This is a genomic window from Streptomyces sp. NPDC026673 (genome assembly GCF_040638135.1).
In the GTDB taxonomy this organism is placed as follows: domain Bacteria; phylum Actinomycetota; class Actinomycetes; order Streptomycetales; family Streptomycetaceae; genus Actinacidiphila.
Genome location: NZ_JBEZXR010000007.1, coordinates 21,236 through 36,760, shown reverse-complemented (window position 1 = coordinate 36,760; position 15,525 = coordinate 21,236). Strand labels below are relative to the sequence as shown.

11 protein-coding genes are annotated in these 15,525 nt (G+C 73.0%); 7 read left to right on the top strand and 4 right to left on the bottom strand.

What is annotated here, in order from left to right:
- Window positions 1–61: 61 nt before the first annotated feature.
- Together AB0F62_RS08020 and AB0F62_RS08015 are read left to right on the top strand one after the other, a co-directional pair.
- Window positions 62–1,072 carry a WYL domain-containing protein gene (locus tag AB0F62_RS08020; protein ID WP_361793552.1) on the top strand — a complete coding sequence of 337 codons (1,011 nt, stop codon included), beginning with the start codon at window positions 62–64 and terminating at the stop codon, window positions 1,070–1,072.
- A gap of 261 nt (window positions 1,073–1,333) precedes the next feature.
- Window positions 1,334–1,837: a DinB family protein gene (locus AB0F62_RS08015; protein ID WP_361793549.1), complete on the top strand. Its 504-nt coding sequence runs from the start codon at window positions 1,334–1,336 to the stop codon at window positions 1,835–1,837.
- A 687-nt stretch (window positions 1,838–2,524) separates the two neighbouring features.
- Here AB0F62_RS08015 and AB0F62_RS08010 read toward each other — a convergent pair.
- The 3 genes from AB0F62_RS08010 to rhaI all read right to left on the bottom strand — a co-directional run bounded on the left by AB0F62_RS08010 (window position 2,525) and on the right by rhaI (window position 7,380).
- Window positions 2,525–4,012, bottom strand: coding sequence for a rhamnulokinase family protein (locus AB0F62_RS08010; protein ID WP_361793546.1), 1,488 nt, complete (start codon window positions 4,010–4,012; stop codon window positions 2,525–2,527).
- 112 nt (window positions 4,013–4,124) lie between these two features.
- Window positions 4,125–6,170 (bottom strand): bifunctional aldolase/short-chain dehydrogenase, encoded by a 2,046-nt coding sequence (locus AB0F62_RS08005; protein ID WP_361793543.1) that lies wholly within the window; start codon window positions 6,168–6,170, stop codon window positions 4,125–4,127.
- A 43-nt stretch (window positions 6,171–6,213) separates the two neighbouring features.
- Window positions 6,214–7,380, bottom strand: a complete 1,167-nt coding sequence (gene rhaI / locus AB0F62_RS08000; protein ID WP_361793540.1) for an L-rhamnose isomerase — start codon at window positions 7,378–7,380, stop codon at window positions 6,214–6,216.
- 312 nt (window positions 7,381–7,692) lie between these two features.
- Between rhaI and AB0F62_RS07995 the strand changes: the two genes are divergently transcribed.
- The 5 genes from AB0F62_RS07995 (at window position 7,693) to AB0F62_RS07975 (ending at window position 13,509) form a co-directional block, all read left to right on the top strand.
- Complete coding sequence (locus tag AB0F62_RS07995; RefSeq protein WP_361793537.1) at window positions 7,693–9,213, top strand: sugar ABC transporter ATP-binding protein; 1,521 nt, start codon at window positions 7,693–7,695, stop codon at window positions 9,211–9,213.
- Window positions 9,210–10,265, top strand: coding sequence for an ABC transporter permease (locus AB0F62_RS07990; protein ID WP_361793534.1), 1,056 nt, complete (start codon window positions 9,210–9,212; stop codon window positions 10,263–10,265). Before AB0F62_RS07995 ends, AB0F62_RS07990 begins: the two co-directional genes overlap by 4 nt.
- The gene (locus tag AB0F62_RS07985) at window positions 10,258–11,289 is read left to right on the top strand and encodes an ABC transporter permease (protein ID WP_361793531.1); all 1,032 of its coding nucleotides are present in this window, start codon (window positions 10,258–10,260) and stop codon (window positions 11,287–11,289) included. The genes AB0F62_RS07990 and AB0F62_RS07985 overlap by 8 nt, the downstream gene beginning before the upstream one ends.
- Window positions 11,290–11,384: 95 nt before the next feature.
- Window positions 11,385–12,470, top strand: a complete 1,086-nt coding sequence (gene rhaS / locus AB0F62_RS07980; RefSeq protein ID WP_361793528.1) for a rhamnose ABC transporter substrate-binding protein — start codon at window positions 11,385–11,387, stop codon at window positions 12,468–12,470.
- Between the two features lie 10 nt (window positions 12,471–12,480).
- A complete protein-coding gene (locus AB0F62_RS07975; RefSeq protein WP_361793525.1) occupies window positions 12,481–13,509 on the top strand; it encodes a LacI family DNA-binding transcriptional regulator in 1,029 nt (342 codons plus the stop codon).
- A 491-nt stretch (window positions 13,510–14,000) separates the two neighbouring features.
- On the opposite strand, the gene AB0F62_RS07970 is transcribed toward AB0F62_RS07975, so the two are convergent.
- Window positions 14,001–15,353, bottom strand: a complete 1,353-nt coding sequence (locus AB0F62_RS07970; RefSeq protein WP_361793522.1) for a diacylglycerol kinase family protein — start codon at window positions 15,351–15,353, stop codon at window positions 14,001–14,003.
- Window positions 15,354–15,525: the final 172 nt, after the last annotated feature.

The window sequence follows — 15,525 nt, the reverse complement described above, 5'->3', positions numbered from 1 at the left end:
CATCAAATCGGCCGGGGCCCGCCCCGCGGCCACTGTCGGTGGCGGCGGCGATACTGCCGCCATGCGCGCGAGCCGGCTCGTCTCCCTCCTCCTGCTCCTCCAGTCGCGGGGCCGGATGACCGCCGCGCAGCTGGCGGACGAGCTGGAGGTGTCCGTCCGCACGGTCTACCGCGACGTGCAGTCGCTGCACGAGGCGGGCATCCCGCTGTACGGCGACGCCGGGCACGAGGGCGGCTACCGGCTGCTCGACGGCTACCACACCCGGCTCACGGGTCTGACCGCCGACGAGACGCAGGCGTGGTTCCTGGCGGCGCTGCCCGACCCGGCGGCACAGCTGGGACTCGGGGAGGCCGCGGCGGCGGCCCGGCTGAAGTTCAGCGCCGCGCTGCCGCCTGCGCTGCGGGAGCGGGCGGAGCGCGTACGGGAGCGCTTCCTGCTGGACGCGCCCGGCTGGTACGGCACCGAGGAGCAGGTGCCGTACCTGCCCGCGGTGGCCGACGCCGTGTGGAACCGGCGGGCCGTGCGGGTGCGCTACCGCCGCTGGCGCGAGCCCGCCGAGACCGACCGCAGGCTCGAGCCGTACGGGCTGGTGCTGAAGGCGGGCCGCTGGTACGTGGTCGCCCACGACGGAAGCGACCCGCGCACCTACCGCGTCGACCGGATGATCGAGGTGCGCACCCTCGACGAGGTGTTCGCGCCCCCGCCCGGCTTCGACCTCGCCGCGTACTGGCGGGAGTACCTCGCCGGGTTCCACGCGCGGCTCCACCGGGACCAGGCCCTGATCCGGGTGTCACCGGCCGGCGTCGAGCGGCTGCCCGCGCTGTTGTCGCGCGCCGTGGCCCGGGCGGTGGCCGAGGAGGGCGAGCGAGAGCAGGACGGCTGGATCCGCGCCCGCGTGCCCGTCGAGTCGGTCGCCCACGCGCACGGCGAGTTCCTCAGGCTCGGCGCGGACCTCGAAGTTCTGGCGCCGGCACCGCTGCGGGAGCTGCTCGCGCGGTCGGCGCGGGAACTGGCCGCGCTCTACGGTCCGCCGCGATCCACACCGCCGCCTCCGCGGATGCCGCCGCACTGACGGCGGCGACCGCGGCGACTTCGGCCACGCCGGTCGTGAGCCCGGAACGGGCGGTGACCGCCGCGGCCCCCGGCATCACGGCCACGGAGGCGGCCGACCCGTACGCGCGGGCCGTCTCGAAGGCTCGCCCCACGCGCCCCTCGGCGACCGCGGCCGTCCGCAGGCGTTGTACGGGTCGGCTGGTCACCGGGACCGATGGTCCGGCTCTTGCTCGCGGTTAATCGGTGGACGTGCCGCCGCTCTCCCGGGAGCATTCCGCCGATGACTCGAACCGACACGCCGCCCGCATGGGACGAGCGCTCCTCGCTGACGACCCTCCTCGACTACGCCCGGGACACCGCCCGCGCCAAGTGTGAGGGCGTCTCGCCCGAACACGCCCGCAGCGCTCCGCTCCCGGGTTCCCCCCTGATGACGCTCAGCGGGCTGATCAACCACCTCCGCTGGGTGGAGTACTACTGGTTCGAGGTGGTGTTCCTCGGCGGTGAGGACGAGGGCCCCTGGACGGAGGAGGATCCCGACCGCGAGATGCGGATCGCCGTGGACATCCCCCTCGCCGAGCTGCTGGCCGACTACGAGGCGCACACCACCCGGTACCGCGAACTCGTCGCCGGGCACGACCTGGACACCGCCGCCAAGCGCCCGATCAGAGACGGCCGGCACCCGAACCTGCGGTGGATCCTGCTGCACCTGATCGAGGAGACCTCCCGCCACAACGGCCACCTCGACCTCCTGCGAGAGCTGGCCGACGGCACCACGGGCGTGTAGCCCTGCGGGTTCTGTCGGTGTGCGGCTGTCTCGCCGTCTCGCTCCCTTCGGTCGCAGTGCGGCGGGCTGCGGATGGGAGGGTGGGGGCCGGGGCCCTCGTGGCGGTGTGCGGGTGGGTGCGTGGTGGGGGTTCAGGCGCCGGAGCGGATGGCCTTACCGGTGGCTGGGGTCTCGTTGCCGTCCGCGGGTATAGATGGCCGCTTCCACGCCTACTGCCGGTGGTGGGCGCGCCCGCCGTGACCGGCGTCTGCGGCTGCTTCGGGGTGCTGTCGAGCCGTTGACGGGACATTGGGCTCGCTTTCGCCGACATAGTCGGCGGAACAGAGCCCGATCTTTGAGCCGCAGAAGATCGGGCCCGCTTTCACCGAATATGTCGGCGAAACAGAGCCCGATCTCGGAAAGCCACCTGCCGAGCCCAATCCCTGTAGGGGAATTACCCGCAGACGCCGGTTACGGCGGGCGCGCCACCCACGAACGGTGGGCGTGGTCACCGGCCATCTATACGCGCGGACGGCGACGAGACCTGCGCCCATGAACAACCGGCCCCGCTCCGGCGCCTGAACCCCGGTCACGCACTCACCCGCACACCGCCACGAGGGCCCCGCCCCCACCCTCCCATCCGCAGCCGGCCGCCTTGCGACCGAAGGGAGCGAAACGGCGGGACAGCCGAACCACCACCGACCACAGCTACGGCCGTCGCGCCGGGGCGAGCCCGGCCAGGCGCGCCGCCGCCGCGTCCCAGGCGCGGCCGTCCCCGTCCGGCTCGTACGTCCGCAGCGGCTGGGTGGCCGCGACCAGCGCCCGCATCGCCGCCAGTCCGTCCGGGCCGTCGCCGATGGAGCCGTGGGCGCGGGCCTGGACGAGGATGTTGCCCAGGGCCGTGGCCTCGGTGGGGCCGGCGACGACCGGGAGCCCCGTGGCGTCGGCGGTGAACCGGCAGAGCAGTTCGTTGCGCGAGCCGCCACCGACCAGGTGGACGCGGTGGATGTCCCGTCCGGCGAGGTCCGCCGCCTCGCGCAGGGCGCGGCGGTGGGCCAGCGCGAGGCTCTCCAGGATGCAGCGGACGACGGCGCCGTGCGACGCCGGAGGTTCCTGACCGGTGCGCAGGCAGTAGGCGCGGATCCGGCCGGGCATGTCACCCGGCGTCAGGAAGACCGGGTCGTCCGGGTCGATGAGGGCGGCGAAGGGCTCCGCGGCGGCGGCCGCGGCGAGCAGGTCCTCCAGGGGCAGTCCCTCCCGGCGCTGCTCCCACGTGCGGCGGCACTCCTCCAGCAGCCACATGCCCATGATGTTGCGGAGGTAGCGGACGGTGCCGTCGATGCCCCGCTCATTGGTGAAGTTGGCGAGCCGCGAGGCCTCCGTGAGGACCGGGGCGTCCAGCTCCAGGCCGGCCAGGGACCAGGTGCCGCAGGAGATGTAGGCGAAGTGCGGCCCGGTGGCCGGGACGGCGGCGACCGCGGAGGCGGTGTCGTGCGAGGCGACGGTGACGACGGGTGTCTCGGCGGGCAGCCCCGTGTGCGCGGCCACATGGGGCAGCAGGGTGCCGGCGGGGGTGCCCGGGCGGCGCAGCGGCGGCAGCAGCCGCGGCGCGATGCCGAGCCGGTCGAGGAGCTCCCTCGACCAGGACGCGGTGCGGGCGTCGAAGAGGCCGGTGGTGGAGGCGTTCGTCTCCTCGGCGCCGATGCTGCCGGTGAGCCAGTGGGTGAGCAGGTCGGGGATCATCAGCAGCGTCCTCGCGGCGGCGAACTGCGCCCCCTCACGGGCCGCCGCGAGCTGGAAGACCGTGTTGAAGGGCAGGTGCTGCAGCCCGGTGACGCCGTACAGCTCCTGCGGGCCGATGGCGTCCCTGACCCGGTCGGCGACGTGCTCGGTCCGGGTGTCGCGGTAGTGGTGGGGGACCCCGAGCAGGGCGCCGTCCGCGTCGAGCAGTCCGTAGTCGACCGCCCAGCTGTCGATGCCGACCGACGTCACGCCGTCCCCGGCCCGGGCCGCCAGGCGCAGGCCGTCCAGGCTCTCCCGGAACAGGGCGAGCACGTCCCAGTGCAGGCCGGTGGGGAGCCGTACGGGCGGGTTGGCGAAGCGGTGCACCTCCTCCAGGTCGAGGTGGTCCGGGCCCACCCGGCCGAGGATGACGCGGCCGCTGGTGGCGCCGAGGTCGATGGCGGCGAATGGCACGTGGGCCCCTCGTGTTCTGGTCGTTCGGGTCGGAGCGACGGGTGCGGTCGGTGGGGGGGGTACGGGTGCGGGGGAGCCGGTCGGCCGGCTCCCCCGCAGGTGGTGCCCGGCGTCAGCGCAGGAACGCCGCGGCCACGCCCGCGTCGACCGGGACGTGCAGACCTGTGGTGTGGGTCAGGTCTCCGCCGGTCAGGGCGAAGACCGCGTTGGCGACGTGCTCGGGGAGCACCTCGCGCTTGAGGATGGTGCGCTGGGCGTAGAACTCGCCGAGCTTCTCCTCCGGCACCCCGTACGTCGCGGCGCGCTGGGCGCCCCAGCCGGAGGAGAAGATGCCGGAGCCCCGCACGACGCCGTCGGGGTTGACGCCGTTGACCCGGATGCCGTGCTCGCCGAGCTCGGCCGCCAGCAGCCGCACCTGGTGCGCCTGGTCGGCCTTGGTCGCGGAGTAGGCGATGTTGTTGGGGCCGGCGAAGACCGCGTTCTTGGAGGCGATGTAGACGATGTCGCCGCCGAGCTTCTGCGCGATCAGGATGCGGGCCGCCTCGCGGGAGACGAGGAAGGAGCCGCGGGCCATGATGTCGTGCTGGAGGTCCCAGTCGCGGGCGGTGGTCTCCAGCAGCGGCTTGGAGATCGAGATGCCCGCGTTGTTGACCACCAGGTCCACTCCGCCGAAGGCCAGCAGGGCCTCGTCGAAGGCGGCGCGGATGGCCTCCTCGCTGGTCACGTCCGCGGTGACCGCGACCGCCCGGTCCGGGCCGCCGAGTTCCTCCGCGACGGCTCGCGCGTTCTCCGCGTCGAGGTCGGCGACGACCACGCAGGCGCCCTCCGCCACCAGGCGGTGCGCGATGGCCTTGCCGATGCCCGAGCCGGCTCCGGTCACCAGGGCGATGCGGGTGGCCAGCGGCTTGGGCTTCGGCATCCGCTGGAGCTTGGCCTCCTCCAGCGACCAGTACTCGATGCGGAACTTCTCCGCCTCGTCGATGGGGGCGTACGTCGAGACCGCCTCGGCCCCGCGCATCACGTTGATCGCGTTGACGTAGAACTCGCCCGCCACGCGGGCGGTCTGCTTGTCCTTGCCGTAGCTGAACATGCCGACGCCCGGCACGAGGACGATCGCCGGGTCGGCGCCGCGGATGGCGGGGGAGTCCGCGGTGGCGTGCCGGTCGTAGTACGCCTGGTAGTCGGCGCGGTAGGCGGCGTGCAGCTCCTCCAGCCGGGCCACGGCGTCCTCGAGCGGGGCCGTCGGGGGCAGGTCGAGGACGAGCGGGCGGACCTTGGTGCGCAGGAAGTGGTCGGGGCAGGAGGTGCCGAGCGCGGCCAGCCGGGGGTGCTCCGCGTGCGCGAGGAAGTCCAGGACGGGCGCGGAGTCGGTGAAGTGGCCGACCTGCGGCCGGTCCTGGGAGGCGATGGCCCGCAGGACCGGGGCGAGCGCGGCGGCGCGGGCCCGGCGCTCGGCCTCCGGCAGCGGCTCCCAGCCGGGCAGCGGCGCGCCGAACGGGTCCTGCCGGCCGTGGCCCTCCAGGAACTCCTCGGCGGTGCGGATGATCCACAGCGCGTTGCGCTCGCACTCCTCGGAGGTGTCGCCCCAGGCGGTGATGCCGTGGCCGCCGAGGATCACGCCGACGGCCTGCGGGTTGGCCTCCTTGATGGCGGCGATGTCCAGGCCCAGTTGGAAGCCGGGGCGGCGCCACGGCACCCAGGCGACCTTGTCGCCGAAGCACTCCTGGGTGAGCTTCTCGCCGTCGGCCGCGCAGGCCAGCGCGATCCCCGAGTCGGGGTGCAGGTGGTCGACATGGGCGGCGTCGACGAGGCCGTGCATGGCGGTGTCGATGGAGGGCGCGGCGCCGCCCTTGCCGTGCAGGCAGTAGTCGAACGCCGCGACCATCTCGTCCTCGCGCTCGGGGCCGGGGTAGACGGCGCCGAGGGCGCGCAGCCGGTCCAGCCGCAGGATGGCGAGCCCGGCCTCGGTGAGGGTACCCAGGTCGCCGCCCGAGCCCTTGACCCACATCAGGTCCACGGAGCCGCCGGTGACGGGGTCGGTGGCGGCGGCCTTGGCGGAGGCGTTGCCGCCGGCGTAGTTGGTGTTGCGCGGGTCGGCGCCCAGGCGGTGGGCGCGCTCCAGCAGGGCGGCGACTTCCGGGTGGGTGGCGGGTGCCATGGAGGTGTCCTTCGGGAGGGGGAGGTACGGGGGCGTACGGGGGCTACGCGCCCCAGCCGGCCTGGGTGCCGCCGACGCGGTCGGCGACGATGTGCTCCTGCCAGCCGGAGGCGTGGTAGGCGGCGACGGGGTCGGGGGCCAGGCCCCGCTCCTCGCGCACCTCGCGCAGCAGCGGGCGCACATCGGTGTTGTAGGCGTCCATCAGCACGGCGTTGGCGGCGAGCACGTCACCGGAGCGCTGCGCCGCGCCCAGGGCGTCGAGGTCGACGAGGAGGGCCTTGGCGGTGGCCTCCTGGACGTTCATCACCGAGCGGATGACCGCGGGGATCTTGGCCTCGATGTTGTGGCACTGGTCGAGCATGAAGGCCACGTTCGTCGCGGTCTCGAAGCCGCCGTTCTTGGCGACCTCGTGCAGGATCCGGAAGAGCTGGAACGGGTCGGCGGCTCCGACCATCAGGTCGTCGTCGGCGTAGAAGCGGGAGTTGAAGTCGAACCCGCCGAGCTTCCCCTGGCTCAGCAGGAAGGCGACGATGAACTCGATGTTGGTGCCCGGGGCGTGGTGGCCGGTGTCGACGACGACCTGCGCCTTGGGGCCGAGCTTGAGGCAGTGCGCGTAGGCGGTGCCCCAGTCCGGGACGTCGGTGGTGTAGAACGCCGGCTCGAAGAGCTTGTACTCCAGCAGCATCCGCTGGTCGTCGCCGAGCCGCTCGTACACCTCGGCCAGGGCCTCGGCGAGACGCTCCTGGCGCCCCACGATGTCGTCCTGACCGGGGTAGTTGGTCCCGTCGGAGAACCAGAGCTTGAGGTCGCGGGAGCCGGTGGCGTCCATGATGTCGACGCACTCGAGCAGGTGGTCCGTGGCCTTGCGGCGGACGCGGGGGTCGGGGTGGCAGACGCTGCCGAGCTTGTAGTCGTCGTCCTGGAAGACGTTGGAGTTGATCGCGCCCAACTCCAGGCCGCGGTCCTTGGCGTGGGCGGCGAGCGCGGCGTAGTCCTCCACCTTGTCCCAGGGGATGTGCAGGGCCACCTTGGGGGCGACGCCGGTGAACTCGTGCACCTTGGCCGCGTCGTCCAGCTTCTCGTACGGGTCACGGGGCACCCCGGCCTGGGCGAAGACCTTGAAACGGGTGCCGGAATTGCCGTAACCCCAGGACGGCGTCTCGATCCGCTGGGCTGTGAGTGCGGCCTTGACGGCTGCGAAGTCAGGCATGTCCACCTCGGATGGCTCGGTGAATCGGCTCAGTGAACCGGCTTCCAGTGAATCGATTCATTCGGCTGTGAAGCTATCCACGTCCACGGGTGGGCGTCAAGAGGTCTGCCGGTCTCGATCCCCGTTATTGAATCGTGTCATCCATGCCGCAAAAGCGCGTTGTCGCTGTTCGAGCGGCATGATCCGGCGCGTTACCTGCGGGTTTCGTGAGGGTGCAGGTCAGGCGGCGGAGGCGGCGACCCTTGACGCCTTCGCGGGGCGGGGCTAGCTTCCCGGCAACTCCGTTGAAACATTTCATAGCAGGAGGGCGCAATGACGCACCCCGAACCGGAGACCACTCCGGTGCTCGCGCTCGAGGGGGTGAGCAAGTCCTTCGGTGCCGTTCGCGCTTTGCGCGGCGTGTCGCTCCGGCTCCACGCCGGCGAAGCCCACGCCCTGGCGGGCGAGAACGGCGCCGGCAAGTCGACGCTGATCAAGACACTGGCGGGTGTGCACCGCCCGGACACGGGCACCGTGCTGCTCGACGGCCGGCCCGTGGAGTTCCACGGCCCGGGGGACGCCCGTGACGCGGGGGTCGCCGTCATCTACCAGGAGCCCACGCTCTTCCCCGACCTGTCGGTGGCCGAGAACATCTTCGTCGGCCGCCAGCCCCGCCGTTCGCTCGGCCGGGTCGACCACAAGGCCGTGCGCGAGGCCGCGGCCGATCTCTTCCGCCGCCTGGGCGTGGACCTCGACCCCGAGCAGCCGGCCCGCGGACTGTCCATCGCCGACCAGCAGTTGGTCGAGATCGCCAAGGCGCTCTCCTTCGACGCCCGCGTGCTGATCATGGACGAGCCGACCGCCGCGCTCACCGGCAGCGAGGTCGCCCGGCTGTTCGGCGTCGTCAAGTCCCTGCGCGAGCAGGGCGCCGCGGTGCTCTTCATCTCCCACCGCCTCGAGGAGATATTCGCCCTCTGCCAGCGGGTCACCACCCTGCGGGACGGCGCGTGGATCGCCAGCGAGCCGCTCGACGGGCTGACCGAGGACGACCTCGTGCGCCGCATGGTCGGCCGCGACCTCGACGAGCTCTACCCCAAGCAGGACGCCGAGATCGGCGAGGTCGCGCTCAGCGTGCGCCGGCTGACCCGCGAAGGCGTCTTCACCGACGTCTCGTTCGAGGTGCGCCGCGGCGAGATCGTGGGTCTGGCCGGACTCGTCGGCGCCGGACGCAGCGAGGTCGCCCGGGCGATCTTCGGCGTGGACCGCCGGGACGCCGGAGAGGTCGTCGTCGACGGCAAGCCGCTGCGCGGCGGCGCGCCCAGCCTGGCCATGGCCGCCGGGATCGCGCTGGTCCCCGAGGACCGCCGCGCCCAGGGCCTGGTGATGGACATGTCCATCGAGCGCAACATCGGCCTCACCGGCTTCGGGGCCACCACCAAGGGCGGTCTGATGAGCCGTCGCGCCGAGCGCAGCCGCGCCCTGGACTGGGCCGTCCGGCTCCAGGTGAAGTACGCCCGGCTGGCCGACGTCGTCGGCACCCTCTCCGGCGGCAACCAGCAGAAGGTCGTCCTCGCCAAGTGGCTCGCCACCGCGCCGGAGGTGCTCATCGTCGACGAGCCCACCCGCGGCATCGACGTCGGCACCAAGGCCGAGGTCCACCGGCTGCTGTCACGGCTCGCCTCGGAGGGCGTGGCCGTACTGATGATCTCCTCCGACCTGCCGGAGATCCTCGGCATGGCGGACCGCGTCCTGGTGATGCACGAGGGACGGCTGACGGCCGAGATCCCCCGGTCGGAGGCGACCGAGGAATCCGTGATGGCGGCGGCCACCGGCCGCGTGAGGAGGGCGGCGTGACCGTGACCGCCGACACCCCGCAGCAGCTCGCCGCGGACGAACCGCCCGCGTCCCGCCGCTTCCTGGACCGGGTGCTCAAACTGCGGGCGCTCGCCGTGCTCGCCGTGCTCGTGGTCATGCTGGCCGCGACGCAGATCTACAACAGCGAGTTCCTCTCCCAGCAGGGCGTCAAGGACCTTCTGCTGAACGCCACCATCCTCGTGCTGGTCGCCGTCGGCCAGGCCATGGTCGTGATCACCCGCAATGTCGACCTGTCGGTCGGCTCGGTGCTCGGCATATCGGCCTTCGCCGCCGGCACCTATCTGCACGGCGGCGGCAACCCGCTGGTCGCCGTGCTCATCGCGGTCGCGCTCGGCGTGCTCTTCGGCCTGCTCAACGGCCTGCTGGTGAGCCTCGGTCAAGTCCCGGCGCTGGTGGTGACACTGGGCACGCTCTACATCATCCGCGGCATCGACTCCATCTGGGTCGGCTCCCGCCAGATCACCGCGAACGACCTGCCGGCGAGCTTCGTCGACTTCGGCCACGACGGCCTGTCGGTGATCCCCTACCTCGCCCTGCTGACGCTCGCGGTGCTGGTCGCGGCCGGCTACTACCTGCGCAGCTACCGCGGCGGCCGCGACCTGTACGCGCTGGGCTCCAGCCCGGAGGCCGCACGGCTGGCCGGCGTCCCGGTCCGCAAGCGGATCCTGACCGCCTACGTGGTGTGCGGGGCGCTCGCCGGACTCGCCGGCGCGCTCTACCTCGCCCGCTTCGGCAACGTCGACTCCGGTACGGGCAACGGCTACGAACTGACCGTCGTCAGCGCCGTGGTGGTCGGCGGCGTCGCCTTCACCGGCGGCTCCGGCACCGTGTACGGGGCCGCGCTCGGCGCCCTGCTGCTGACCTCGATCAACAGCGTCCTGCCCTCCATCGGCGTCAGCTCGGTGTGGGTGCTGGCCATCGACGGCGTCCTGCTTCTGCTCGCCATCGCCGTCGACCGGATCGTGGCGCTGCGGGTGGCCGGCGTCCTCCGCAAGCGGGCCGCACAGATGAGGAGTGCCCACCATGCCTGAGACCACCAAGGCCCCCGCCCCGCTCGCCCGCCTCGGCGGCGCGGTGCGCTGGGACACCGCGGTCGGCGCCCTGCTCGTCGTCCTGCTGATCTGCTCCTTCTCCTTCGTGGAGAACTTCGGCAACGCCCTGAACGTGTCCTTCCTGATCGGCAACACCCTGCCGATCGCGCTCATCGCGCTGCCGATGACGATGCTCGTGGTCTCCGGTGAGATCGACCTGTCCGTCGGGTCGACGGCGGGCCTGTCCGGCGCCGTGATGGGCGCGCTGTGGAACGGCGGCATGGCGATCGAGACGATCATCCCGCTCTGCCTGCTCCTCGGCGCGCTGTGCGGCCTGGTCAACGGCCTGCTCGTGACCCGGCTCGGCCTGCCCTCGCTCGCCGTCACCATCGGCACGCTGGCCGCCTACCGCGGCATCGCGCAGATCGTGCTCGGCGCCGACTCCGTCACCGACTTCCCGCAGCAGTACCTCGACTTCGGCGCCGGCCGGATCGACGGCACCTTCATCCCGTACGCGGCGATCCCCTTCGCCGTCCTGCTGCTGATCGCCGTCCTCGTGCTGCACGCGACCCCGGTGGGCCGCTCCCTGTTCGCCGTCGGCGCCTCGGAGGAGGCGGCCCGGTTCGCGGGGGTGCGGGTGCGCCGGCTGAAGCTGGCGATGTTCGTGACGACCGGTCTGATCTCCTCCCTCACCGGCGTCTTCTGGGCACTGCACTACGCCAGCGCCCGCTACGACAACGCCACCGGCCTGGAGCTCTCCGTCATCGCGGGCGTCCTGCTCGGCGGCATCGACTTCGACGGCGGCAAGGGCACTCTGGGCGGCGCGATCGCCGGGGTGTTCCTGCTCGGCGCGGGCCAGAACGTCATGAGCCTGCTCAACGTCTCGGCCCAGTCCCAGATCGTCGTCACCGGCGTGCTCCTGGTGATCTCCGTCCTCGCCCCCAGGGTCGGCCGCCAGATCGCGCAGGCGAGAGCGCGCCGGCGGTCCTCCGACAAGGGCCCCGCGGCGCTCGCCGCCTCCTGATTCCCCACCTTCCCCCCGCACGCGTCACACGGCACCACACCCCCGCACTCACCCCGTCCTCACTCCGGCGCCCGCCCGGCAGCGAAAGGATCACCATGTCCAGCAGAACCCTCACCCGTCGTGCCACCGTCGTCGTCGCCGTGACCGCGGCCGTCGCGCTCGGCGCCACGGCCTGCGGCGGTACCACCAAGAACTCCTCCAAGGACAGCGGCGGCGGCGCCAAGGCGTCCGCCTCGGCCGACCCCAACGCGGCGACCAAGAAGGGCCTGACCGTCGCCTTCCTGCCCAAGCAGGTCAACAACCCGTACTTCACCATCGCGGACGGCGGCGGCAAGCAGGCGCTGGACGCGCTCGGCTCCTCCTACAAGGAGGTCGGCACCAGCAGCGGCACCGACACCGCCGGCCAGGTGAGCTACGTCAACACCCTGACCCAGCAGCAGGTCGACGCGATCGCCGTCTCCGCGCAGGACCCGGGCGCGCTGTGCACCTCGCTCAACCAGGCCCGCAAGAACGGCATCAAGGTCGTCACCTACGACTCGGACACCAAGCCCGAGTGCCGCGACCTGTTCGTCTCGCAGGCCAGCTCCGAGGACCTGGGCCGCACCGAGGTGCAGCTGCTCGCCGAGCAGATCGGCTACAAGGGCGAGATCGCGATCCTCTCGGCGGCGCAGACCGCCACGAACCAGAACACCTGGATCGACTTCATGAAGGACGAGCTCAAGGACCCCAAGTACAAGGACGTCAAGCTGGTCAAGGTCGCCTACGGCAACGACGACGCCCAGCAGTCCTTCCAGCAGACCCAGGGCCTGCTCCAGCAGTACCCCAACCTGAAGGGCATCATCTCCCCGACCACCGTCGGCATCAAGGCCGCCGCGCAGTACCTGGCGGGCTCCAAGTACAAGGGCAAGGTCAAGCTGACCGGCCTGGGCACCCCCAACGACATGCGCGCCTACGTCAAGAACGGCACCGTCGACGCCTTCGAGCTGTGGGACCCGGCCAAGCTCGGCGCGCTCGCCTCGTACGCCGCCGTCGCCCTGGCCTCCGGCCAGATCTCCGGCGCGGAGGGGCAGACCTTCAAGGCCGGCGACATGGGCAGCTACACCATCGGCAAGGACGGTGTGGTGGTGCTCGGCAAGCCGACCGTGTTCACCAAGGACAACATCGACCAGTTCAAGTTCTGAGAGTCCGGGCGTGGCGGAGAAGGGCCGCGCGGTGGGGATCAAGGACGTCGCCCGTGAGGCGGGGGTGTCCGTGGGCACGGTCTCCAACGTGATCAACCGGCCGGACGCGGTCCCCGAGGCGACCCGGGTCCGCGTGCAGCGCGCCATCGCCCGGCTGGGGTACGTACGCAGCGAGTCCGCCCGGCAGTTGCGGGCGGGCCGCAGCAGGATCATGGCCCTGCTCGTACTCGACATGGGCAACCCGTTCTTCGTCGACGTGGCACGCGGCGCGGAACGGGCGGCCCGGGAGGCGGGGCTGGGCGTCATGGTCTGCAACAGCGCGCAGAACCCGCAGGAGGAGGCCGCGTACCTGTCGCTCTTCGCGGAGCAGCGGGTGCGCGGGGTGCTGGTGACGCCGGCCGACGCCGACGGCGGCAACCTCGCCGCCTTCCGGCGGCACCGCATCCCCTTCGTCCTCGTCGACCGGGTCGCGGCGGGCAGCGCCGAGTGCTCGGTGTCGGTGGACGACGTGGCCGGCGGCCGGATGGCCGTCGGCCACCTGGCGGCCGCCGGGCACCGGCGCATCGCGTACGTCTCCGGGCCGTCCCATCTGCACCAGGTCCGGGACCGCCGTGCCGGCGCGCTCGCGGCCCTGGCCGAGGCCGGGCTGCCGCCGGAGACCCTGCGGGAACTGCCCACCGAGCGGCTGGACGTGGAGGCCGGACGGGACGCGGGGCACCGGCTGCTCGGCCTCCCGGAGCGGCCGACCGCCGTGTTCTGCGCCAACGACCTGCTCGCCCTCGGGGTGCTGCAGGCGCTGTACGCGGCGGGGGTGGACGTCCCCGGCGAGATGGCCATCGTCGGCTACGACGACATCGAGTTCGCGGCGGCCGCGGCCGTGCCGCTGACCTCCGTGCGGCAGCCCGCCGTCGGCATGGGCGCGCTCGCCGCCGGGATGCTGCTGGAGGAGACCGGTCCGCAGGCCCGGGAGCACCGGCACCGGCGGGTCGTCCTCCAGCCGGAGCTGGTGGTGCGGGATTCCAGCCTGATCAGGCGTTGAGCCGCGTGAGGGTGGCCGGTCGTGGGCGGATGTGCGCTGCGGCCGGCCGCCGGGTCGTTTCGGGCGGGCGGTGTGGTGCGGTCCGTGTGTGATGTGGGTTTCCGGTGTGCGGTGGCCGGTTGTGTTCGTGGGGGGCGGGGGAGTGACCGGTCCGCAGGCCCGGGAGCCCCGGCGCCGCCGGGTCGTGCTCCAGCCCGGTTCGGTGGTCCGCGACTTCGGCCTGATCAGGCGCTGAGCCCGTCTGGGCAGCCGGTGGCGGCGCGGGTCTCCGCGTCGCCGGGGCCACCGGCCTGATCAGGTGCTGGGCCAACCCGGGCGGTCCGGGGGTCCGGTCGCGGTGCGGCCCGTGCGGCGCTGGTTTTGGCCGCGCGGCCGCTGATCTGCGCGCACGTGTGTACGGGGACGGGATCGGTCGCGAGCTCGGGAACACCGGCGCCGGTGGGGGTCTCCGCATCGCCGGGGCCACCGGCCCGATCAGGCGCTGGGCCTGGTCAGGCGCCCGGCCGCTCCGGGCGTCCGGCGGCGGTGCGGCCCATGGTCAGCGCGAGCTTCCGCAGCCGCCGCCAGTCCGTGCGCACGCCCGTCGCCGGCACACCGGGGCGGTGGCGGGGCACCCGCACCCGCAGCGCTCCGTGGCTGATCCGGCAGCGCACGGGTGTGGGCAGCACGAGCGCCTCGCCGTCCACGCCCGCGTCGATCTCGTCGGCGTCGGCCGTGGTCACCACCTCCCGCGCCGTCGCCACGGTGAGCCCGGAGGCGACCCGCGGGCCCATCAGCAGCCCCGCGGCCTGGGCGGCGTTGTCGACCGTGACGCCGAGCACCCCCAGCAGGCCCGTGTCCAGACGGTCGCGGCGGCCGAGCCCGGCTGGGTCGTCGGTGCGGTACGGGTTGTTGCTCACCAGCACCGCCTGCGGCTCGTCGATGACGGTGTCCCCGGCCGTCGCCGTCAGCCGGGGCCCGGCCCGGTGGGTCAGCAGGTCGGGCAGGAGTTCCAGGATGGTGCCGACCTTGTCGTCCCGGTAGGCGGGGCTCTGCACGACGGCCGCGTAGGCGCCGAACGACACGTTGTTGACGAAGGGCCGGTCGCCCACGTAGCCGAGGTCGACCCGCAACTCCACGCCGTCCCGGAGCGCGTCGAGGCAGGCCGCCGGGTCGGCGCGGTCCAGGCCCAAGTCCATGGCGAAGTGGTTGCGGGTGCCCGCGCAGATGACCAGGAACGGCAGTCCGCGCTCGGCGGCGACCCCGGCCACCAGCGCCTGCGTACCGTCCCCGCCGGCCACGCCGAGCAGGTCGGCGCCCTCGTCCGCGGCCCGCCGGGCCAGTTCCGCGACGTCCTGCGGATGGTCCGGGTCGAGCAGGACGACCCGGGCGCCCAGTGCCTCCGCCTTCTCCCGCAGACCGAACGTGCCGACCTTGCCGCCGCCGGAGCGCGGGTTCATGATCAGGAACGGCCGGCGCGGCCGGGCGGCCATCCGTTCCCGCAGCCGTGCCTCGTGCGCCCGGGTGGCGCGCACCGCGTTGCGCCCGGCGGCGACGGCCAGCGCCCACAGGGCGAGCGAGCTGACCACGACCCAGAGCAGATTGGCCCGGTCGTAGTAGGCGAGGACGGCCAGCGGGGTCACCACGGTCAGCAGTACGGCCAGTGCCCGCACCACGCCGCGCCGGGTCAGCACCCACCACGCCCCCGCCGCCGTCACCGCGGTGCCGCCCAGCGCCGCGGCCACCAGCGCGATGCTGCGCAGCCCCGCGACGACCAGCGGCAGCGCCACGGCGGCCCCCGCCGCGGCCAGCGCCAGGCGGGCGAGCCAGCGCTGTACGACATGCGACCGCGTGAGGTGCTCCATGCCTCAGACACTGCCACCGCCGGGGCCCGTACCGCCATCCCGGCCGGTCCCCCGGGTGGCGATCCGGCCTCCGTCCCGGGGCGCCACGCTCCGCCGGACATCCCACGACGGACCTCACGCGCCGTCACCGTCGGCCCTGTGACGAGTACGGCCGGTCCGGCCACAGCGTGGC